Origin of the sequence: Novosphingobium aquae (genome assembly GCF_037572715.1) — a bacterium.
In the GTDB taxonomy this organism is placed as follows: domain Bacteria; phylum Pseudomonadota; class Alphaproteobacteria; order Sphingomonadales; family Sphingomonadaceae; genus Novosphingobium; species Novosphingobium aquae.
This window is the reverse complement of sequence record NZ_JBBHJY010000002.1, coordinates 28,037-49,238: the sequence shown is the minus strand read 5'-3', so window position 1 is coordinate 49,238 and position 21,202 is coordinate 28,037. Positions and strand designations below refer to the sequence as shown.

The window sequence follows — 21,202 nt, the reverse complement described above, 5'->3', positions numbered from 1 at the left end:
GCGGGGGGCATGTGACCGGCTTCAGCCACTGTGCCGGAACGCTGCCTGTAGACGGCAAGGCGGCAAGGGTGAGCGCAGCGAATGGGGCAGGCGCAACCGTTCGCGTTCACCTTGTTGCAGACGCTTGGGAGAGGATCGCGGTGCGCGCAGCAGTGGCATCCGTGCGAAGCGGAGAACGGCGCAGCGTGTTGATCTCTCGAGCGGTATATGGCTTGAAATCGCTTTGCAGGTTGGCGCGATCGAAGTGCTGCAAGGTCCAGTTGAGCAGTTCGGCCAGTTCGGCATCGCCCAGTGCTGCATCTGCAACTCCTGGTACTCGTCCCAAATAAGCGCGCCCTCCGCTAAGACTTGTGAACCGCGAGACTTGTCCGGCGAGCGCCGGGGCCGTTGCTGACGTGCCGGTGCCGTCGGCCCGATGGCAACCCTGGCACTTGAGGATCCAGTTGATCCGTGCCCGCTGCGGTTCCGGCACGCCAACCATCGCCCGGTTCGGTTCTGGGCTTGCGGCAAGCGAGGCGCCGACCATCAAGCTTCCGGCGGAGACCGCGATTGCGAGGCGGATGGTCATGTCACCGGACTTCTGCCTTGGGCCGCAGCTGTCCTGTTCGAACACTGTCAAGCTGCGCGCCGGATGCACGGATGCCCTTCACCTCTGTTTTGGTGAATGGGCGCTGACCCGGGCCGATAAGGCCGTTGAGAATGCGGACGATGTCGTTATCCAAAAGGGTTTGCGCCGGCATCACCCCATTGAAGCGCTTGCCTTCGATCATCAGCGGTCCGGTGAGCCCCTGGGTAATAGCCAGTACAACATAGCGGCGCCCTGCTGGCGTGGCGGCCAGTGTGCGAAGGTTGTTCTGCAACGGTGGAAACACTCCCGGGACCCCGCTTCCGTTAGGCAGATGACATGCCGCGCAGGGGGGCGGAACAACGCGGGGCGGAGCGTCGGCCGCTATTCCGGGCGTTGTTGTCGCCGCGATCAGGATCATGAATCCTGCACAGGCCGAGGCACCAACCAGCATGTGTCGGGTCATGCCTTGCCGCCCGGTGCAGTGCCGAGAATGATCGCCGTCGAGCAGTGATAGGCGGCGCTTTGCGTGCCCAGGCACCAGTTTATGTCGTTGTTTGCCTGTGGGCGCACCATCGGCCGTTCGCCCTCGTTGCGGTTGCACCGGCAGCGACCACATGAACTGCGTCCGCAGCAGTCGTTATAGCTTATGATATATGCTCGACCGTCACCAGGATTCATGCAGGTGCCGATCCACGTGATCGGGCTCATCTCCGTTCCCGGCGGACAACTGGAGACGGTTCCGCCGCAGCAGCTGCATAAATAGCCATCGATGGCACAATAGCGCCAGTATTCGCAGCTTTGCGCGTCGCCGGGGTCATTGGGCGTGGTATCAGGTGTGGCACCCGCCCTGGCCGGTGCGGCTGTTGCTCGTTCAACAGGAAGCAGTGGCAGGGCAAGCCCCCCGGCGATCATTTTCCCGGTCAGCGACAGTATTCCGCGTCGTGATGCGCGACGAGCGATACCGCGCGTTGTTCGTTCGAACAGGCGATCCAAGTCCATCATCAGCGGTTCTCCCCGGCCTGGCGCCGCGCGAGGTACTGTTGGATCGAAGCAACTCCGTGTTCTTTGGCTTCGAACAGGCTTTCAAGGTGTTCGCGGGTGTTGACCAAGCCGAAGGCCGCGATTGCGCCATTTTCATCAAGCAGAACGCCGTAAGGCAGCTTCGAGACGGAGAGCCGGCGCCCAAGCTGCTCCGACAGGACATAGGGAGTGCCCGCAAGGCCGTGACGAGTGATCATTTCGTGATGAGGGGCTGGCGGACCATCGCTGACGAACACCAGGTCAAGCCAGTCTGCCTCGGCTGCGGCTGTGGAGCGGACAACGGGCAGCAATGATTTGCACACCGGACAATCGGGCGACACGAAGAACAGCAGCTGGCTGCGAGCCGGACGGACGCCGCCAATGGTGATCCTTGAGCCGTCAACCGCGATGAGTGCCATCGATGGGCCCGGTTCGCCGACCGAGATCTGCTTGCCGAGCGCGAGTGCGCCTGCCGGAGCGATGCGTTCGTGCAACACGCCCACCTGCCTTGCGAGCGCAGCGACAAGCACGGCAAGGATGAATACCGCCAGCCACAAGGCCAACTGAGATACGAGGGCTGATGTGATCATGCGGCGGGGCTCCCGTGCTGCCGGTGATTGAACAGAAGTTGCGAGGACGCGAAAAACAGGGCCATTGCGCTGAGAGCGGCGAACAACGCGAGCGGATCGCGCCAGACGGGCGCTGCCTCTGCAGCCAGCAGCAGCGCCAGAATGGCCAAAGCAACTGCGCGAATGGCAACAACGCCCAGATTGCTTGGCAGCCTGCGGCCGCCCAAGTCGCAGCCGCAGTCAAATCGCCGTTCGCCCGAAAGCCACGCCGCGCCCGCTGCACCGGAATAGATCAGCCATATGGCCCCGGCACCCGCCATGCCGAATGCAGTCCAGCCCGGAATGAGCATTCCAAGCGCACTGCCAGCTTCGATTGCGACAGCAGCAGCAAGTGCAAAGCTCGCCCAGTGCGCGGCTGGTCCCAGCAACCGCGCGGTTGCAGTTCGGGCCCGGTCGGGATCGACTGTTTTGTGCAGTACCGAAAGGGCCAAATGCAAGAAGATCAGGGCTGACAGGAAGTCGGGCAGGGTCATGGCAGGGTTCCCAAGGCATAGGGGGTCAGCCCCACTGCTTGCAGCGTTTTGGAGATTGCCCCTGTTTCCGGGTCGTAGACCCGAAGGGCGCGGTCGAAGCCCAGGACGGCGAGGCTCGGCCGCGATCCCTGCGTGGCTGCGATGGAGAGCGCGCGTGTGGCGAGCGGAATACGCCGGATGAGGGAACGCGTCAGGGGGTCGATCAGCCAGACTTCGGTCCCGCCATCCTTGTGGCTGCCTTCACGGCCATTCGGATTCATGAGGACATAGATCCGTCCTGCACCATCGGCAGTGACAATCTGGACCCCGCCCGGCCGCCATTGGGGGGCACCACCCTCTTGCGCAGGAATGGCGAAAGCGAGACCGGGCCTTGCAACCTGTCCTGACAGGTCGACTGGCTGAATCATGCCCCGGAACGTAACGAACCAGGCAGTCCGTCCTGTCATGGCAGGACGCATGAACATCGGGTCATCATCGATGTTGTTGAAAGTGGCACTCGATTGGCTGCTGACGAGCTTGCCTTGTTCATCGAGCAAGATGCTCAGCATGCTGCCGTCACCGCAAAGTGTGGAGAAGCCTCGGCCAGCCATAGGGTAGATCATGGCGCAACCGGGAGTTTCAATTTCGGACAGCACCTTGCGATTGATCAGATCGACCACGCTGACGCTTGCTGCCGGGGTGAAGTTGAAAACCAGCCCCCATTTGTCGTCATTAAATAATTTGAAGGCCCCCTCGTCGGGGACAAAGATGCCGCGCTTGCCAGGTGGGAGGGCAATCTCGCCGGTCTGGGTCAGATTCGTGGTATCGTAAATCGAGATGACGTCGGTGCGGGTGCCTCTATGGCCGCGCGAATAGAATGTCTCCGCAACATAGAGTTCCCTGCGGGCAGGGGCATATCGAAAATTGGCCAGAAACGCCGCGCCAACCTGCGCCCGAACTTCAGGCACTTGCAGGTCCACGAAGACAATCTTCCCATCATTCACGCCACCGGCGTTGACATCGTGGACCATCACCCAGTCGCGAGGGAATTCGGACGGAAGCTGACGGACCGCGGGGATTGGTTCCACCGCCAGCGGGGGAGGCGTTGCCGACAGCGCGCCTACGTCCGGTCCAGCGAGCATAGTCGCTGCGGCGACGAATCGAATTAGCGGTTTGACCTGCATCGAGCGAATCTCCATTTCGCAAAAATAGATCGAACGACCAACTTAGGTCAATAGACCAATATTGATTTCCGTTTCTACTAGGTACAGGGTGGCGAGACGCATCCAGCAGGAGATAACCGAAGCATGATGAATCAGCGTGGCGGCACTGAAATGGTCGTCCCAGACCTGACTGCACAGCCTCGCCAAGGATACTCCCGCGGCAATCAGGGCGTAGTTCAGATCCTGCGCAAGTCGCAGAAATTGCTAGTGGATGAGGGATTTGGAGCGCTTACGCTGCGTCGAATTGCAGCAGAATGCGGAATGACCCAAGGCAACCTATCATATTACTTCAAGTCGAAAAGCGATCTCGTCATGGCTCTCATAGATGCCATTGCAACCAGCTATCGCTCGGCCTGTGAGAACCTTGAACTGGAAGCGGATGGCGAGACCGGTGCGGAATTGCGGCGTCTCGTCGAAATTTATCTGGGTGACATCGCAACACGTAGGACGACTAGAATTTTTACGGAACTCTGGGCGATGGCTAGCCGCGAGGAGCAGGTCAGGGCTAGGCTCAAGGAAATCTATGACAGCGCCGTTGACATGTTCGCAGCGGTCGTTGGTCGGACCCGTCCAGAGTTGGACGATGAGGCTCGGCGTGGAATTGCACTTGCAATTGTAGCTATCCTAGAGGGACAGACCGTGTTCATCGGTCATGACATGCCATTTGCCGACCAAAGAGAAATGCTGGTCGAGGTTGTTTGCGAAACGATAGTCGCCATGGTCCTGCGCTGGGAAGGGTGATCCCGGTGCCAGCACGCGCAAGAAGGTAATACTGCCTTAAGGCAAGAGAAAATTTGGCCTGCGATTTCTATCTCGCCCAGACCTTGAACGATGGTCAGACCCCTCTCCAAGAGGGGGCGTTGTCTAGCTTGGGTATGATTATTGCCGCCGCCGCGGAAGACGGCCTGCGATGGTCCGACTTCAGAATAAGGACCACAGGCATGAAGATCATCGTCCCGGTAAAGCGGGTGATCGACTATAACGTGAAGCCGCGTGTGAAGGCGGACGGTACGGGCGTCGATCTGGCCAACGTCAAGATGTCGATGAACCCCTTCGACGAAATCGCCGTCGAGGAAGCCATTCGCCTGAAGGAAAAGGGCGTGGCGACCGAGATCGTCGCGGTTTCGGTTGGCCCGGCGAAGGCGCAAGAAACGCTGCGTACGGCGCTGGCCATGGGCGCTGACCGGGCGATCCTGGTGCAGACCGATGACGAGGTCGAGCCGCTGGCGGTTGCCAAGATCCTCAAGGCCATTGCCGATGAAGAGGCCCCCGGTCTCGTCATCCTCGGCAAGCAGGCGATCGACGACGATTCGAACCAGACCGGCCAGATGCTTGCCGCCCTGATGGGCCGTCCGCAGGGCACCTTTGCTTCGAAGGTCGAAGTGGAAGGCGCATCGGTCTCGGTCACGCGCGAGGTTGATGGCGGTCTGGAGACGGTGAAGCTGGCCATGCCGGCGATCGTCACCACCGACCTTCGCCTCAACGAGCCGCGCTATGCCTCGCTGCCGAACATCATGAAGGCCAAGTCCAAGCCGCTCGCCAACAAGGCTCCGGCTGACTACGGCGTCGATACCGCGCCGCGCCTCAAGACGCTCAAGGTCACCGAACTGCCGGTGCGCTCCGCCGGCATCAAGGTTGCCGATGTCGATGCGCTGGTCGCCAAGCTCAAGGAAATGGGAGTCGCACAATGAGCGTTCTCGTCTATGCCGAACATGACAATGCCAGCCTGAAGGATGCGACGCTGGCCGTTGTCACCGCCGCCGCCAGGCTGGGTGAAGTCTACGTGCTGGTCGCCGGCTCGGGCGCTTCGGCCGCTGCCGATGCGGCCGCGAAGATCGCCGGTGTTGCCAAGGTGTTGCTGGCCGATGACGCCGTCTATGCCAACCAGCTCGCCGAAAACGTCGCGCCGCTGGTTGCCGGCCTGATGGCTGGCTACGATGCCTTCCTTGCCCCTGCCACGGCGCACGGCAAGAACATCGCCCCGCGCGTTGCCGCGCTGCTCGATGTCATGCAGGTCTCGGACATCCTCTCGGTCGAAGGCCCCAAGACCTTCACCCGCCCGACTTACGCTGGCAACGCCATCGCCACGGTCGAAAGCTCGGACGCCAAGCTGGTGATCACCGTGCGCGGCACCGCCTTCGCCAAGGCGGAGACCTCGGGCGGTTCGGGCAGCGTTGAAGCCGTCTCGGGCGCAGGTGATGCCGGCCTGTCCAGCTTCGTCGGCGCGGAAATCGCCAAGAGCGAGCGCCCTGAACTGACCAGCGCCAAGGTCATCGTCTCGGGCGGCCGTGCGCTGAAGGACGGACCAACCTTCGAAGCCACGATCTTCCCGCTCGCCGACAAGCTCGGCGCCGCCGTCGGCGCATCGCGCGCCGCCGTCGACGCAGGCTATGTGCCGAATGACTACCAGGTCGGCCAGACCGGCAAGATCGTCGCCCCCGAAGTCTACATCGCCATCGGCATCTCGGGCGCGATCCAGCACCTCGCCGGCATGAAGGACTCCAAGACCATCATCGCCATCAACAAGGACGAGGACGCCCCGATCTTCCAGGTCGCCGACATCGGCCTGGTGGGTGACCTGTTCAACGTGGTGCCGGAATTGACCGCCAAGCTCTGAGCGGTTTTGCGAATGAACTTCAGGCGTCACGCAAAAATGCCAGTCTCTGCCTCTACGGTTTCTTTGCCATACCGATGTCCGTTCTGGTTTCATTGACCTGGTGGAGCGACTTTTCCTCGTACGACCAAAGTCTGGAGGTCTGCTGAAATGACTGTTGAACAGGCCTTGTTGAACCGCCGCTCAATCCGCGGCTTCCTTGATGAGAAAGTCCCCGAGCCTCTGATCGCGCGCATCTTCGGGCTTGCCCAGCTTGCTCCGTCGAACTGCAACGTTCAGCCATGGACGACCCATGTCGTCTCTGGTGAGGCACTCGCCCGAATGAGGCAGGCGCTAACCGAAGTGGCCAGCCGTAATGAACCGCCGACCCCCGATATCGAGCTAACTCCGCCTTATCGCGGCATATATCGCGAACGTCAGGTTGAGGCAGCAAGGGCATTATTCAGTGCTACAGGAGTCGAACGCGGCGACCTTGAAGCACGCAGTTCCAGCATGCTACGAAACTTCCAGTTCTTCGACGCGCCGCATGCCGCATTCATCTTTCTTCCGTCAGATGCGGGATGGAGGGAAGCGCTGGACGTCGGGATCTATGTTCAGTCATTGATGCTATTGATGACCGAGAATGGCCTGGCAAGTTGTGCCCAGGGCGCGCTCAGCCACTATGCAGCGACTGTGCGCCAGGTTCTCGAAATTTCAGACGAGTTTCGACTGATTGTTGGGATGTCGTTTGGGCTCGAAGATGTTGATCACTCGGCAAATGGAGTTCGAACAAATCGGGCTCCAATTGCAAGCAATCATGTTTTTCATCTATGAGCAGTTTGCCTCGGATTGCGCCTTGAGTGAAGTTTGCCCTCCGACGCGTCATGCTCAATGAAGGCTCATTAGTTTCGTTCGCACAACCACACGCGAAAGGCGCGAGCAAAACCATTTTCACGGTCATCAGCGCGTGGTGGAACGACCGTCATCCCAGTACCGGCTGGTTCGGCTTGAAAGTCACGCGAACCGACGCTGATGCAGGATCCTGCGACTGCAAGTTTCAGATTGGGCTCAGAGCGCTTTCGCCAGCTGCCTAATCCAGCAACTGGCCCGGCTGGACCTCGAACGGCTTAGCAAGCTTCGCTACCACCGTAATCGTTGGATTTCTGCGACCGCGTTCGATGTCGCTGACATAGGTGCGGTGGATGCCGGCACGGTCGGCATAGTCCTCCTGGCTCCAGCCTTTGGCTTCACGAAGCTTGCGTACGTTTTTACCAAGGCGAGCGCGGATATCCACGCCGGGACAACAACACTGCTGTCGCTGATTGATCTACAGACGATGAGTGACATTCAAGTTGACTTCAGCGACGCACCGGACCTTGTGTGTCACTCATAGTCGATGTGACTGGCGATTGACGCAGGAGGATAAACTGGACCCTGGACAATTCTCAATGACGGTACCTTCGAACGCGAAGGCTTCTGGCACACCGTTGTTGATCACACCGGACGGTGCTCAGGTGCGGCTGGAGCGTATCGGGCTGGCAGAAGGCCACTATAACGAAGACTGGCTGCAAGCACTCGCATTCAACCATCCGGAGCTCTTGCCCATATCAGACATCGAGCCGGGGTTCGGCCGCATCGTTGCCGTCGCGCGCGAAGTGCCGTGCGCGCACGGCTATATCGACAACCTCTATGTCACGCCTTCCGGGGACCTCGTGCTGGTTGAGGCAAAACTATGGCGGAATCCACAAGCCCGCCGCGAGGTCGTGGCACAGGCACTCGACTATGTCTCAGCGCTGATGAGCATGGGTTACGAAGCCTTCGAGCAATCCTGCCGCAAAGGGCAGGGGCTAGCAGCTTCCAGCATTCACGCGCTGGTGGCTGATCTTCCTGATGCGCTGAACGAGGCCGAGTTCATCGATGCGGTGAGCGGCAACCTGGTCCGAGGCCGCATGCTGGTGATTGCGCTGGGTGATGGCATCCGGTCCGAGACAGAAGCGCTCGCAAGCCTGCTGCAAAGCCATGCCGGGGCGCACTTTACCTTCGCGCTGGTCGAACTCACGCCCTGGCGTAATCCGCAGACAGGCGACATCATCGCGGTGCCGGGAACGCTCGCACGGACGGCGATGATCATGCGCGGCATTGTCGGGATCGAAAACGGAGTGGCGCACGTGAAGCCAGTTGCTCCCGCAGCCAAGGCCCGGGCCAGCACGATCAGCGACGAGCTGTTTTTCGAGGAGCTGGCACAGCGAGATCCGCACCTGCCAGACCAGCTTCGCGCGTTTCTCGCGCGCCTTGAACCGCTTGGCGTCTACGGTGACCTCAAGGCGTCGATGAACCTCAAGATTGATCTGCCTGGCGCGGCAAAGCCGATGAACTTCGGCTATGTCACCAAGGGCGGCAAGCTGTGGACCGATGCCCTGTCCTGGACCGCCCCGCAGGAAATCGCGCGCAAATACAACAGCACGCTCGCCGCCATGATCGGGGGCCAGATGGCCTTCACGAGCAACAGTCACAGCTATGTCAGCACCAACGGGAAGTCAGCACCTCGGCTCAGCCAGCTCTTGCCCGAAAATGCCGATAGCTGGGCCGAGGCAATCGAGACTGCGGTAACGGCCCTGCAGCAGCGGGGCGATGACAATGCCTGAGGGCGATTTCGTCGAACTGATGCTTAAGCGCGAAGCGCTGGAGCGCTACGGCCTGCCGGCGATGGCCTACCCGGTGCCAAAGCAGGCCTTGTTTGATGTCATCGGCGCCGGCAGTGACTTGCCGCTCCCGGAAATGCTGTTCGGCCTCCAGCAAAAGAGCGCGCGCGACTGCCCTGACTGGCAATCGCTGGAGCTGGCCATGGCGCGTCTTGCTGAACTCGTGGCGCCGGACGATGGCCGGGATGTCATCAGTGCAGCCAGCGAAGAGTGGTGGCTCGAGATCGGTCCAGTCGCTCTCAATGGTCCCGTAATCGCGATCCAACGCAATGACGAACTGCTCGCTGCCTTGGCGCGCCGCGATGACGGCAGGCTGCGGGCTGCCTGCTACCGCCCGCTAGATGCGAAGAGTATCGGCACCCTCATGGCGCTGAGCCAAATTCCACATCCCGTCCATGGTGTCTCCATGCGCGAGAACAACTGGGACTATGCCCTCGATGCTGCGGCAGGCAGCGGACAGTTCTACGCCTTTGAACGCGGTGAAGCTTACCTCACCTACTGGTATAACGGCCTCGGCGACCGGGGCGACGGGCAGCTCCACGAGGCCTGGGCCGCCAAACGGGGCAGCCTGCCAAGGCAAGCTGCCCACGTCGCTCTGGAAATCGGAGTAAGCTACTCCTTTTCGCACACCTGAAACTGCAAAACCACTTCGCTGCCGAACAAAGGCTTGAGCTGAGCTACTGGAAAGACAACCGCACTGTTCATTCCATCCCCGCATCCCTTCGGGCGATCTCCAGCAGTCTGCGATGCTCTTCGGTGAAAAGCCCCCGATCGTCGGGGTCGTCCTCAGGCGGCTCTGCGAACGAAAAGACTCCTATCGACTTTAGGACCCTCAGCAGGGGTGCTAGCTTGTCGATATCGGCGTCCACCATCTTATGTGCGACCTTCTTCGCAATAACCTCGACCATCTGCATCGTTACGGTCTTGCCATTCTGGGTGATTTTGACGGGGGAGGCCAACTCGTCCGAAAATGCTTTCGCAATCGACTTCGGCTTGGGCTTTTTCGACTTGCCTGACGGATTTCCGCTTTCGCCGGGTTTCCACTGGCTGGCTTTCGGCGGCTTGCCATAGCCAACCTGCGACGGATTTCCCCCTTTCCCTTTGGTCATGTTACTCTCCGTCAAACTTGGGTTGGTCGGTTATCAGCCCGGATCCAGCGCCAAGCCGCTGCTCGCCCAGTTGCTCGTAATTGAGGCCACTCTCGACATGGATCGCAGTTTGACCGGTCATGAGCTCCCAGCGCTTTAGACTGACGTCCACGTACCTTGGATCGAGCTCAATCGCTCTGCACCGCCGTCCCGAGCGCTCAGAAGCAAGCATGGTAGTACCCGATCCAAGGAAGGGATCGAGGACAAGGTCTCCCTTTTTCGTCACGTCGAGTAGTGCGTCTGCGACCAGTTCGATGGGCTTGCCCGTGGGATGATATTGAAGTGCGTCGGCCGAGGATGAACCTCGCTTGTTGGCTCCCGGGTAGGACCAGACCGACGATCTATCGCGGCCATGCTTGCCAAGAGCAACGTTGTTCACCGATGGTGTGTTGCCCTTGCAGAAGACGGGAATGAATTCATGAGCGGAGCGGTAGAGTCCGCCCATTCCGCCGGACCCCTTGTTCCAGACCGCGGTCATGATGTGTTTCAATCCAGCCTTGCGACCGGACGCCATGACCTTGTCGACACTGCGCCAATCAATGCACGAATAAAACACTCCGCCATCTGCCAGAACGCTTGCGCAGTGCGCCGTAAAGACTTCGCAGAAATTAGCGAACTCCTGATCGGACATCTCGCCGGCCGCCATGACAAAGTCGTCGTGCTTGACCTTTCCAAGACCACTTACAAAGCCAGCAATCGGGATGTTCCAGGGGCAGTCAGTAAAGATTGCCTGGGCCAGATCACTTCCCATCAATCTATTATAGCTCTCGACTTGGAGGGCATCACCGCAGAGCAGGAAATGCCCTCCTAGCTGCCATATGTCACCGACTTCGCTCACAGAGACCTCGGGCGGATCAACTTCCTCTGGGTCCTGTTTCCCATCCGCCGACAATTCTGGCGTCATCAGGATATCGAGTTCCGGTTCAGTGAAGCCAGTAACCTGGAGGTCGAACTCGAGTTCATCGAGCTCGATCAGCATCTCGCCAAGGGCATCAAGATCCCACTCGCCAGTTTCGGCCAGGCGGTTAAGGGAAATGTGCAAGAGATCCTGCTGTGCCTCATCCAGGTGATCGATAACCACGCACCAGACCTCCTTCTCGCCCAGCTTTTGCAGGGCTTTAACGACGATATGACCATCGACGATGCGGCCGGCCGTGCTTATGATGATGGGTGCGGACTGACGGTGCTGGCGTAGGCTGCGCATCACCCGTTCCAATTGCAGATTTGACGCTTTTCTTGCTGTCCTGGACTTCAAAGAAGATATCTGCCGTTTCTCGAGATTAATCTTCGGAAGCAGATCGTTCGGGATTGATGCTGCGATTGCGGCTTGTGAAACGCGATCACGCAGTTCCTTGCGCTGGGCGGCAGTTTTTTCCAGCAACGGCTTCTTCAGCTTATTGATCTTGAATGACATGACGAAAGCCTCAGTCTTGAAGTCGCCAAGTTGCGCTTGCGCGGATCGATCTGCATTGATCGCAAAAGCGATTGCATGAGCAGGACCAACACGCGCCAATGCATGAGCTGGCGACAAAAAGGGAATGGGCGACGTAGTCCCTATCGGGCGCCGTGCTTGCTGACGTTTGCGCCTACGCATCATCCGTGCGGGGCCGCTGTGTCCCAATGCTCTGCTGAGCTCTAGCTACAAGGTGTCCTCAGGACATCTCCAACAAGCCTGCACTCGAAATGCTTTGCAAGCCTTTTTTGATTAGGTGGTTTGGAATGTCGATGGCATCAGGAATCGGTCGTTCATGTGGTGCTTGGCGACGCGCGTGCGCAGTTTCCAAATCCCTGCATCTTGGCGAGCAAATTCCCTGCTGGTCTGAGGGTAATTGGACCGTGAGTGGTGGAAATCAGACGCGCACAACGAAGATCCACTCAATCCTCGAGACGGTTTTTTGAAAATTCCCTGCAGATTTCCCTGCTGGCAGGGAATTCGAACGAGAGAGCAGTTCGCAGCTGACTTCATCCTCCGCCACGAAGTCTATGATAACAGAGAAAATTTGTGAACACGCCGCGAAAGCGGCGCGATTCCGCGCGTTCGGCGCATAATTCCGTAATGAGAAAGCGCTTTGCGGAGCCGCAAATCGGCCCGATTTTGCGCTGTTCTCTGGAGGCCATTTGCGCATTACGGAATCGAAATTTGGTCTGAGTTTCCGCCGATCAATTGCGCTCAATGGCTACGGAAACGGATCGCCTTTTTGCTCACGCCACAAATCGCGCATGGGCCTACTCGGCGCTCGAAGCCATGGAGGCCGACTAGTTCGTTTGCAAAGTGCTCCGAATTCTCGCTCTGCTCGAGGCCGAGGCAATCCGTTATACAAGGACTGCAAATCGCATCTGGTGAAAGGCGCTCGATCAGCGCCTTGACCCTGTTCATACCGATAACGAGCATGTCAGCGTCCTATCGAAGACCTTCATTTAAAGATAGCCCGTCCAGGACTTTCGAAGTGCATTCTTGCGACAGCTCACGCTGACATGCACGAACCCGCTCCGCGGGAGGGTCGCGTGGCGTGATGTAGCGCGGTAATCAAAGGTTTTGAGCAGGGCGGAGTCGCCTTCTGACCATGGAGTTCCCTTCAACGAGAGGAACTTGCCATGGCTACTACTCCATCGACCCCGATCAGTCCGCTGCGCCAGCGGATGCAGCACGACATGATGATGCGTGGTCTTTCGCCCCGAACCCAGCACCAGTATGTGCGGAACGTTCAGCGCTTTGCCGCCTTCCTCAAGCGTCCGCCCGATACCGCCACGTCCGAGGACCTGCGCGCCTTCCAGATCCACCAGCACGAGTGCGGCGCCAACGCGGGGACCATCAACAGCACGGTCTCGGCACTGCGCTTCTTTTACACGGTGACGTTGCGGCGGCGGGATCTTGCCCGAGGTCTCGTTGCCACGCGCCGCCCCCATACGGTGCGCGAGGTGTTGAGCGTCGAGGAGGCCGCCCGGCTGCTCGAAGCGGCACCGGGGATCAAGTACAAGGCCGCGCTGGGCGTCGCTTATGGCGCGGGCCTGCGCGTCTCGGAGGTCGCGCACCTCAAGGTCGACGACATCGACAGCCAGCGCATGCTGATCCGGGTCGAACAGGGCAAGGGCGGGCGGGATCGTAACGCGATGCTATCGCCGCAGCTCCTCGATCTGCTGCGGATCTGGTGGCGCGAGGGCAAGCGGCGCGGCGTGATGTTTCCGCATGGCTGGCTGTTCCCGGGGCGAAGCTACACCGATCCGATCTCGGCCCGGCAACTGCACCGTGCGGTCCAGGAAGCCGCCGAAGTTGCCGGGATAAGGCGGCGCATCAGCCCGCATACGCTGCGCCACAGTTTCGCCACGCACTTGCTCGAGCAGGATGTCGATATCCGCGTGATCCAGGTCCTGCTGGGCCACGCCAAGATCGATACGACCGCGATCTACACCAAGGTCTCGACCAAGACGATCCAGGCGGTGGCGAGCCCGCTCGACCGGATCATCGCGCTGATGGAAGGCCAGGACCGAACGGCATCGCCGCCCGGCTGAGCCAGTGCGTCCCGACCTCGAGGTCGCCGATATCTTCCGCAGTGCCGGCCCGACCTACCGCGCTGCCCATGCCGGGCATCTGAGCCTAGCCCAGCTCAAGGTCATGACGGCGATCGAGCATTGCCGCACCCCGGCGCTCGGCGGCCACGTCGAGGCTTGCGCCGACTGCGGACACTGGCGGGTGGCATACAACTCCTGCCGCAACCGCCACTGCCCGAAGTGCCAAGGCGCGGCGGCGCGCACCTGGCTGGCTGAACGCGAGGCCGACCTGCTGCCGGTCGGCTACTTCCATGTCGTGTTCACCCTGCCGGCCGAGGTCGCCGCCATCGCTTTCCACAACAAGGCCATGCTCTACGACCTGCTGTTCCGGGTGGCCGCGGAGACCATGCTGACCATTGCCGCCGACCCGAAGCACCTCGGCGCTCGCATCGGCATTACCGCCGTGCTCCATACCTGGGGCTCGGCGCTGACCCATCATCCGCACGTCCATATGATCGTTCCGGGCGGCGGCATCGCTCCGGGCGGGACGCGCTGGATCTCCTCGCGTCCTGCTTTCCTCCTACCAGTGCGGGTGCTGGGCAAGCTGTTCCGCCGCCTGTTTCTGACCCGGCTGCTCCAGATGCACGACGCAGGGCGGCTCGCCTTCTTCGGATCGCTCGCACCGCTTGCCGACCGCCCCGCCTTCCTCCAGCACCTCGCCCCGGCCCGGAAGGACCGCTGGGTAGTCTATGCCAAGCCGCCATTTGCCGGGCCGCAGGCCGTTCTCGCCTACCTGTCGCGCTATACCCACCGCGTCGCCATCTCGAACCGGCGCCTCATCGCCTTCAACGAGACCGGCGTCACGTTCCGCTACAAGGACTACCGCCGTGACGATCCCGAGCGGCAGCAAGTCATGACGCTCGTTACCGACGAGTTCATTCGCCGCTTCCTGCTCCACGTCCTCCCCCACGGGTTCCACCGCATCCGGCATTACGGCCTGCTCGCCGGCACCAACCGCAAGGACAACCTGGCACAGGCTCGTCGCCTGCTCGCCGTTCCTGTTGCGGACGATGCTGGGCCGGACCAGGCTGCTGAAGTCCTTCCGCTATGCCCGTGCTGCGGCGGTCCCATGATCGTGATCGAGACTTTTGCTCGCTGGTGCCAGCCACGGGCACCGCCAACGCCCGCAACGCCGATCCGGGAACTCGCGCCATGACCCGGCATGGCCCATCTTCCCCGCTAGCCGCATCACGCCCGATCCGGCCAACGAAGCCGCATGTGCGCCGCATCTATGAAGGCTCGCCCAGACATCCTGGCATCGACGAAGTCACCGCACCTGGTCCCAAATCTCTGTTCGAAGGGCGCTCGCCGCGCCGGTTCCGCACCGCTCAACCGGCACTGCACGCCGCCAGCAGGACCAGCCCGAAGCACAAATCACCATAGCACATCGCGTGCGACCCGCGGGTTCCTGCATGTTAGGATTTCGTACGCTCAAGCGCCCGAAATCCTTCGACATAGCCGTCATTCCTTGCTTCGGATTAGCCCGCCAAAAGCTCACCTACGTTCAGACACTCGCCAGCGACGGCAACTGGCCGGTTGTGGACGGGTAGCTTTCAGGCGTGACGGTCATGAAGGCGGACATCGGCTGGTCTGTGAATGGATCGGCTGGCGGTGGCCGTTTGCTGACAGTCTGCTTCCAGGCTCCAGACACAGCTAGCCGAGCGACCGATTTGGGAGTGGGAAGCGGACATTGTGCAAGTATGCCCGAAAGGAGAGGCTACTTCTGTTCTTCGATCCGCACTCAATCTTATACAGGCATTTGCAGCGGCACGAGGCAGCATCGTCTACCAGGAAGAACAGGGCAAATCGCGCGTTTCGGCCGCCCTCGTCGAGTGCCAAACTGTCATGACCTGATCCCACATTAGCGTGGAGCAAACTTGGTCATGTGGAGCCAATTGCGTCTAGTCGAGCAGTGCCCGTTTACGCCCGCGCAGTTGTTTGATCGACATCTTCGTCGTGATAGGCCACCACACGCCCTGTTGAGGCAGAAATGGGCGCGAAACATGACCCTTTTGATCGCAGCATTCGTAGCCCGGCTGACGCTTTTTGTGCTTTTTGCCGTGGCCGGCCTGGCCAAGCTGGCCAATCGCGACCAGACTCGAGAAATGCTCGCGGCGTTCGGGATCAGGGACCACGCGCTGACCATCGGGGCGGTAACGCTACCGCTTGTCGAGTTGGCGATCGCCGCCGCACTCATTATTTCGCCGACCGCCTTTGCCGGGGCGTTGGCAGCGGCCCTGATGTTGGCCGGGTTCGCCGTGGTCATCATAGTAAGCCTGGCGCAAGGCCGCCGCCCCTCGTGTAACTGTTTCGGTCAGCTTGGCGCGTCGCCAATCGGGCCTGCGACACTGTTTCGCAATCTGTTGCTGATGGGTCTGTCGCTGCTGATGGTGGCCGCCGGGGCCGAAGCCGCTGCCACGTGGCGGCTCGATCTGGTGTTCGGCGTAACGCCGGGGGTTGCGCTTGCGGGCGCGGCAGCCGTCATCGCCTTGGTGCTGTTGGTGCTGATCGTCGCCGCACAGCTTGCGATCCTGAACCGCCTGGCGCGGTTGCATTTCGATAGTCCTTCCGTCACTAGCTTGTCAGCGCTGCCAAAGGCCATCCACGGCTTGGCCGAAGGCACAGTCGCCCCACGTTTCGGCCTCGGCGATACGCAGGGCGACTTCGTTACGCTGGACCAACTTCTGGCCCCGCGTCGTCCAGTGATCCTGCTGTTTACGAAGGCCGACTGTCCGCCATGCGCCGCGATGAGCAGCGAAGTGGAACGCTGGCAGCGCCTTTATGCCGACCAGGTCGCCATCGTGCGCATTGGCGAGGGTGTGGCAGATGTGAAGAAATACGCGCTGTTGCAAACAAACGGCGCGGTGGCTTCCGCCTACGATTGCTGGGGCACACCGTGCGCCGTGCTGGTCTTGCCCGATGGCACGATCGGCAGCCGCGCAGCGCAAGGGACCGCCGCCATTCGCGCCCTTGTCAAAAGGACCGCCGCTGTTGCGGACCTGGACAGCGTCAAATCGGCCTGAACCGCTGCCGCACGCCACTGGCGAGCGTGAAGGCGCAGCGCGCTACCTGCCAGAGCAGGCGTGGGCCGTGTGAGGGCGCGCCACCGCTGCGAATGGTAGCCGCCACCGGATCAGGCCAATGCCGCCTGATCGTGGCGACTGGTGCAAGGACGCTGCCCGAACGCGGCGGCAGAACATATTCGCCATGGGGATTGCGCCAGTATCGCAAGACCGTTGCCTCAATCCATCCAGGCACCTGCTGACCGCGCACAACCGCCGGAAGATGATCGATCCGCGCGCCTAGCAGCCGGTGCGCCAGCATGACGGCGGCCGCGGTCCACTGTGCGGTGGCGCGTTGCCTGCCAAGGCAAAGCTCCCAATCGAAGTCTGCGCCAGCGTTCTCGGTCATGGCTGCGATATCGCACAACCACAGCGGTCGCCACCCGCCGTGGCGGAACAGGTGAATCGCGCAAAGCCGCAGATGGTCTTCGGGCGATGGTATCATCAGGTGCCCGCCGCACACGGCCATTGCGCGAGCGCGCGCAAACAGCGCCGCGTTTTTCGTGGCATAGCACCGCTCCAGCCGTGCGTGTAGGTCCACCCCGCAATGCCCGTGCGGACCCATTGGTAGACCAAAATCGTTGCCGCGATAGCGCGTCGCAGCGGCGACCAGTGCGGCACGCGCGGCGGCGAACTCCCCTTCGCCCACTAATAGGTCGAAATCGCCGTAGGGGCGCAACCAGCCTTGCGGATAGCTGCGGGCGGCAGCCCAACCCTTGAAGAGCAGCGGAGTGACACCCGCGGAATTGAGCAGCGCGCACAGGTCGGACAGCGCAGCGTCGCGGGCGACTTCGTCCAGCGCCAGCAACTGCGCCGAGCCGCGCAGAATCTGGGCATGCGCGGCCAGCGGTGTGTCCTTAACCCGCCACCAGCCAAGCGCCGTCCCGCCGGAACTGGAAAGGGCAGGCGTAACCCGCGTGATATCTTCTGGCGTCAAGTCGCAGGGTGGTGGCGTGGCGCGCCAAGCGCCGGTTAGGATGCGCGCCACCAGTAAAGGGTTGCAGCCCGGCGTATCATCCACGGCGCGGCGCGATCCAGGTAAGGTCGAGAATGGTGCTCGCCAGCGCGCGCGCTTCGCCGCGGGGGGAGCGCAGCACCGGCGCCCGCTCGACCAAGGTCCCGATCACCGACAATGCCAGTTGAGGCCAGCGCCGGGCGGCGATAGTATTGGCCAGGATCGCCAGCGCGGCCTCGCCCGAGGTCAAGATGACCGGTTGCCACACCGCGTCCGTGCGATATTCGGTCATCACCACCAGACCAATCGGCAGAGGTTCGCGAGCCGCAACGCCGCGAAGGTCTTCCAACTGCACGCGCCGCTGGCATGCGCTTGCCGGGTCTCGCAGCGCCAGTGGTTGGGCGAACGGATGCACCCGGCACCGGGCGTCGAGCACGGCATATTCGTCTGACAGGTAGCTGGCACCGGCCTTGACCAGCTCGGCGACCAAAGTGCTCTTTCCTGCTCGCGAGCGGCCCGGAAACACGATGGCGCGGCCTTGCCAGCCAACCACGCCGCCATGCACGAACAGCTTGCGGCGAGAAAATTCGGCAAACGCGGCGCGCAGGTGCGTGTCGAAGGCATTGAGCAGGTCGCTGCGCAGGATCGGCTGACATTTCATCTCGTCATCGCCGAAGATCCAGTATCGGTCACCGCTGTGAAAGACCGACAGCACCCGGTCCGCTAGGCCCCGCGCAGCCAGCCGGGTTCCGATCGCCGGACGCAGCGCCAACTCTGCGCCCAGCTCGGGGTCGGTAAATCGCACAAGAATACGCGCACCGTAGCCGGTGAAATAGATATCTCCCGCCCAGTTCAAGCTGGCAAGATCAACGAACTGGCAGACTTTAGCCGACACGAGCACGGCTTGTGACATCTTGCAGCGAATTTCAACACCGGGACTGCGCCCAGCCACTTGCCATTGCTAGAGCTTCACGGCACCTTCGCCGAAACTTGGGGAGTTCATATGATGGCCTTTGACATAAAACCGTTGGCGCGTGCCGAGGAACTGGTGGTGCGCGACATGGATGATGAAGTGCTCGTCTATGATCTGGCCAGCGACGAGGCGATCACGCTGAACTTGTTTGCAGGCACCGTTTGGCGGGCGTGCGATGGCACCCGAGACGTGGCAGGGCTGATGGACAAGCTGCATCAGGACATGCCTGGCGATCTGGTGACCGAAGCTGCTGTGTGGCAGGCACTGGACATGCTGTCGCGCTGCGATCTGTTGCAACAGCGGGTCATGGCCCCCGCCAATCGTGACCGCCGGACGCTGGTGAAGGCGCTGGGGATAGGTGCGGTCGCGGTGCCGATCGTGGCAATGATCTCGGTGCCGACCGCGGCGCAGGCTGCCAGTTGCGCTTGCGTCAATCCAGGCGGTTGCATCACACAGACGGCCTGCCCAAGTACAGTCAACTGCAATCCGTCAGGCGTATGTGCCCCGTAAACGTAGGCACGGCGCTTACGAAACCGGTTTAGGCGCCCTACGGAACCAGCAATTGACCGCGAACCGCGAGTCCATGAACTCACCCGATGCGCACGCCACCGGCATCACTTCGTGCTGCACGAACGACGGGAACACCACCAGCCTGTTGTGCCCCGGGGCAACGTCGACGTGGCCCTCGCCAGTCAGAGGATAGATCCGCAAGGCGCCGCCGCTGAAAGCGCAGGGCAGGCGGTGAAAGTAATACACCGCGCTGATCACACGATTCATGTTCCAGCCCTTGTAGCTGTCATTATGGCGGCGAAAGAAGGCGCCGTCGTTGTGCGCCGCAATCTGTAACTCGATATCCTGGAACTCGTAGGCGCCCATGCCGAGACTTTCCCGCAGCATCGGTTGAGCACCGCGCAACTTGGCTTCCAGCGGCTCTAGGCACGAACCGAAGTCGTCGAGCCCTAATGATTTGCGCGAGCCAGGTTCGACCCGTGTGCCATCCTCCAGCCGCACCGTTGTGGGAGCGAAACGCTCCTGGTTGGCTGCGCAATGGTCGAGCAGCGCTTTGACCAGAGTATTGTCAAGGAAGTCGTCGATTACGGTGTGCGCGAAGAATCGGCTTGAGGGCGGTGCCTTGGTTTTCGACATCGGGGGAAGCTAGATGACGAGAGTTCCGGTCACAAGGTGGCTCTCCAAACACGGACTCCCGTGATAAGAAACACAATTCCTGAATACGCGGTGTAACATTCATCCGTTAGATGTGTCCGCAACCTCCGCAGCGTCAGCTAAAGCTAGACAGGATGCGGGTCCGCAATGGGGTCGTATCTGGAAAGTCGGCTTTTGGCGAGCAATCCGAATAAGCAGACGTTCGACGCTGGACCTAGCGGGCAGTCTAAGTGGGTGCGCCGATTTCTAAAATAGAGGCGATTTAGACGCACGGCGCGGCGCGGCTGGAGGCGGTGACAACATGCTGACGTGGTAAAAAAAGTGGGAACGGTGGCCATAAGTTGAAAAACTATCAAATAAATCAAACATGTTAAGAGATTTATTAGACGGACCCCTCTCCGCCATAAAGTCCTCATTTAGAAAAGCAATTTCCCCCAAGGCCGGGAAGGCCAGGCGTTTGTGCGCTTCCTGCGGCGAATTTCGTAAAAGAGAGATCAATCAGCGCGGCCGAATTCCGCGTGCGGTGCGCTTGCGGCAAGAGCTTGCGGCAAACCGAGCGGCCTCAGTCCCTCCGCAGCCGCGAACCCTCCGTCCGCCTTGAGCAGCGAGCGTCTTTCCGCGGTCCGTTTCGAATAGTCCTAGAGCATTTAGCCCTTCGCGCTGTCTTTTCAGGGCTTGGCGACGGGCGCATCAGCAGCATTGGCCCGGCTGGGCATGAGGGCACTGCAGCGCCCCAATAACTGCCATTTGCCGGGTCGCAGGATCAACGTGTAGATCACTTTGATCTGGCTTGCCCGCGACTTGCCACCGGCAATGTTCTTCACCTGATCGACCGTCATGGTCGCGAGGGCTGTATCGCCGGTTCGCTGCACGCGGATGCCCGACGGATTGAAGGCGGCGAAAAATTGCTTGCCGGACAGGTCCCGCATCACGTCCGCTTTGGTCTGGTAGAAACCGCTCGAATGCATGTAGATCAGGTCGGGGTGCAGCACTCCGTCGAGCACTGCACCATCACCCGCAAACATTGCGGTGTGCAGAGTGGTGAGCGCGGCTTCGAGAGCGGCATTGCCGCGCGCCGCATGGGCCGGAACGGCGGCGAGCGCCACACCTGCACCTGCTGCATAGGTCAGAGCCCCACGCCGGCTGATCGTCATGTGCGCATCC

Annotated in this window: 23 protein-coding genes; 10 read left to right on the top strand and 13 right to left on the bottom strand. The window is 61.0% G+C overall.

Features of this window, described 5'->3' with window-relative positions; genetic code table 11:
• Positions 1-106: 106 nt before the first annotated feature.
• The 6 genes from WG900_RS05535 to WG900_RS05510 all read right to left on the bottom strand — a co-directional run bounded on the left by WG900_RS05535 (position 107) and on the right by WG900_RS05510 (position 3,868).
• Positions 107-568 carry a c-type cytochrome gene (locus WG900_RS05535; protein ID WP_339965412.1) on the bottom strand — a complete coding sequence of 154 codons (462 nt, stop codon included), beginning with the start codon at positions 566-568 and terminating at the stop codon, positions 107-109.
• 1 nt (position 569) lies between these two features.
• Positions 570-860: a hypothetical protein gene (locus WG900_RS05530; protein WP_339965411.1), complete on the bottom strand. Its 291-nt coding sequence runs from the start codon at positions 858-860 to the stop codon at positions 570-572.
• 167 nt (positions 861-1,027) lie between these two features.
• On the bottom strand, positions 1,028-1,570 hold the full coding sequence (locus tag WG900_RS05525) for a methylamine dehydrogenase light chain (RefSeq protein WP_339965410.1): 543 nt from the start codon (positions 1,568-1,570) through the stop codon (positions 1,028-1,030).
• On the bottom strand, positions 1,570-2,178 hold the full coding sequence (locus WG900_RS05520; RefSeq protein ID WP_339965409.1) for a thioredoxin domain-containing protein: 609 nt from the start codon (positions 2,176-2,178) through the stop codon (positions 1,570-1,572). Before WG900_RS05520 ends, WG900_RS05525 begins: the two co-directional genes overlap by 1 nt.
• Complete coding sequence (locus WG900_RS05515) at positions 2,175-2,690, bottom strand: MauE/DoxX family redox-associated membrane protein (protein ID WP_339965407.1); 516 nt, start codon at positions 2,688-2,690, stop codon at positions 2,175-2,177. The genes WG900_RS05520 and WG900_RS05515 overlap by 4 nt, the downstream gene beginning before the upstream one ends.
• On the bottom strand, positions 2,687-3,868 hold the full coding sequence (locus WG900_RS05510) for an amine dehydrogenase large subunit (protein WP_339965405.1): 1,182 nt from the start codon (positions 3,866-3,868) through the stop codon (positions 2,687-2,689). The genes WG900_RS05515 and WG900_RS05510 overlap by 4 nt, the downstream gene beginning before the upstream one ends.
• Before the next feature lie 108 nt (positions 3,869-3,976).
• On the opposite strand from WG900_RS05510, the gene WG900_RS05505 reads away from it, so the two are divergent.
• From WG900_RS05505 to WG900_RS05490, 4 genes are all read left to right on the top strand, one after another.
• Positions 3,977-4,633, top strand: a complete 657-nt coding sequence (locus tag WG900_RS05505; RefSeq protein ID WP_339965404.1) for a TetR/AcrR family transcriptional regulator — start codon at positions 3,977-3,979, stop codon at positions 4,631-4,633.
• Between the two features lie 200 nt (positions 4,634-4,833).
• Positions 4,834-5,583, top strand: coding sequence for an electron transfer flavoprotein subunit beta/FixA family protein (locus WG900_RS05500; protein WP_339965402.1), 750 nt, complete (start codon positions 4,834-4,836; stop codon positions 5,581-5,583).
• Positions 5,580-6,509, top strand: coding sequence for an electron transfer flavoprotein subunit alpha/FixB family protein (locus WG900_RS05495; RefSeq protein ID WP_339965400.1), 930 nt, complete (start codon positions 5,580-5,582; stop codon positions 6,507-6,509). The genes WG900_RS05500 and WG900_RS05495 overlap by 4 nt, the downstream gene beginning before the upstream one ends.
• A 147-nt stretch (positions 6,510-6,656) precedes the next feature.
• Positions 6,657-7,319 carry a nitroreductase gene (locus tag WG900_RS05490; protein WP_339965399.1) on the top strand — a complete coding sequence of 221 codons (663 nt, stop codon included), beginning with the start codon at positions 6,657-6,659 and terminating at the stop codon, positions 7,317-7,319.
• 256 nt (positions 7,320-7,575) lie between these two features.
• Here the strand turns inward: WG900_RS05490 and WG900_RS05485 are convergent, their stop codons facing one another.
• Entirely contained in the window at positions 7,576-7,779 is a 204-nt protein-coding gene (locus WG900_RS05485) for a helix-turn-helix domain-containing protein (protein ID WP_339965397.1), read from the bottom strand.
• Positions 7,780-7,933: 154 nt separating this feature from the next.
• Between WG900_RS05485 and WG900_RS05480 the strand changes: the two genes are divergently transcribed.
• Together WG900_RS05480 and WG900_RS05475 are read left to right on the top strand one after the other, a co-directional pair.
• Positions 7,934-9,130 (top strand): hypothetical protein, encoded by a 1,197-nt coding sequence (locus tag WG900_RS05480; RefSeq protein WP_339965396.1) that lies wholly within the window; start codon positions 7,934-7,936, stop codon positions 9,128-9,130.
• Positions 9,123-9,821 (top strand): hypothetical protein, encoded by a 699-nt coding sequence (locus tag WG900_RS05475; protein ID WP_339965395.1) that lies wholly within the window; start codon positions 9,123-9,125, stop codon positions 9,819-9,821. Before WG900_RS05480 ends, WG900_RS05475 begins: the two co-directional genes overlap by 8 nt.
• Positions 9,822-9,888: 67 nt before the next feature.
• Here the strand turns inward: WG900_RS05475 and WG900_RS05470 are convergent, their stop codons facing one another.
• Both WG900_RS05470 and WG900_RS05465 read right to left on the bottom strand, forming a co-directional pair.
• Positions 9,889-10,296, bottom strand: a complete 408-nt coding sequence (locus tag WG900_RS05470) for a DUF5681 domain-containing protein (protein WP_339965394.1) — start codon at positions 10,294-10,296, stop codon at positions 9,889-9,891.
• A gap of 1 nt (position 10,297) precedes the next feature.
• Positions 10,298-11,749, bottom strand: coding sequence for a DNA modification methylase (locus WG900_RS05465; RefSeq protein WP_339965392.1), 1,452 nt, complete (start codon positions 11,747-11,749; stop codon positions 10,298-10,300).
• Between the two features lie 1,181 nt (positions 11,750-12,930).
• Here WG900_RS05465 and WG900_RS05460 point away from each other — a divergent pair.
• The 3 genes from WG900_RS05460 (at position 12,931) to WG900_RS05450 (ending at position 16,907) form a co-directional block, all read left to right on the top strand.
• A complete protein-coding gene (locus WG900_RS05460; protein ID WP_339965390.1) occupies positions 12,931-13,845 on the top strand; it encodes a tyrosine-type recombinase/integrase in 915 nt (304 codons plus the stop codon).
• Between the two features lie 4 nt (positions 13,846-13,849).
• Positions 13,850-15,040, top strand: coding sequence for an IS91 family transposase (locus WG900_RS05455; RefSeq protein WP_417596932.1), 1,191 nt, complete (start codon positions 13,850-13,852; stop codon positions 15,038-15,040).
• 847 nt (positions 15,041-15,887) lie between these two features.
• Complete coding sequence (locus WG900_RS05450) at positions 15,888-16,907, top strand: MauE/DoxX family redox-associated membrane protein (protein ID WP_339965388.1); 1,020 nt, start codon at positions 15,888-15,890, stop codon at positions 16,905-16,907.
• Here WG900_RS05450 and WG900_RS05445 read toward each other — a convergent pair.
• A complete protein-coding gene (locus tag WG900_RS05445) occupies positions 16,894-17,883 on the bottom strand; it encodes a nucleotidyltransferase family protein (protein ID WP_339965386.1) in 990 nt (329 codons plus the stop codon). The genes WG900_RS05450 and WG900_RS05445 overlap by 14 nt on opposite strands.
• A gap of 76 nt (positions 17,884-17,959) precedes the next feature.
• A complete protein-coding gene (locus WG900_RS05440) occupies positions 17,960-18,814 on the bottom strand; it encodes a hypothetical protein (RefSeq protein ID WP_339965384.1) in 855 nt (284 codons plus the stop codon).
• Positions 18,815-18,907: 93 nt separating this feature from the next.
• Between WG900_RS05440 and WG900_RS05435 the strand changes: the two genes are divergently transcribed.
• Complete coding sequence (locus tag WG900_RS05435; RefSeq protein ID WP_339965382.1) at positions 18,908-19,384, top strand: PqqD family peptide modification chaperone; 477 nt, start codon at positions 18,908-18,910, stop codon at positions 19,382-19,384.
• A gap of 15 nt (positions 19,385-19,399) precedes the next feature.
• Here WG900_RS05435 and WG900_RS05430 read toward each other — a convergent pair whose 3' ends face one another.
• Together WG900_RS05430 and WG900_RS05425 are read right to left on the bottom strand one after the other, a co-directional pair.
• Positions 19,400-20,020 carry a 2OG-Fe(II) oxygenase gene (locus WG900_RS05430; RefSeq protein ID WP_339965381.1) on the bottom strand — a complete coding sequence of 207 codons (621 nt, stop codon included), beginning with the start codon at positions 20,018-20,020 and terminating at the stop codon, positions 19,400-19,402.
• Between the two features lie 686 nt (positions 20,021-20,706).
• Positions 20,707-21,192, bottom strand: coding sequence for a nuclear transport factor 2 family protein (locus WG900_RS05425; protein ID WP_339965379.1), 486 nt, complete (start codon positions 21,190-21,192; stop codon positions 20,707-20,709).
• Positions 21,193-21,202: the final 10 nt, after the last annotated feature.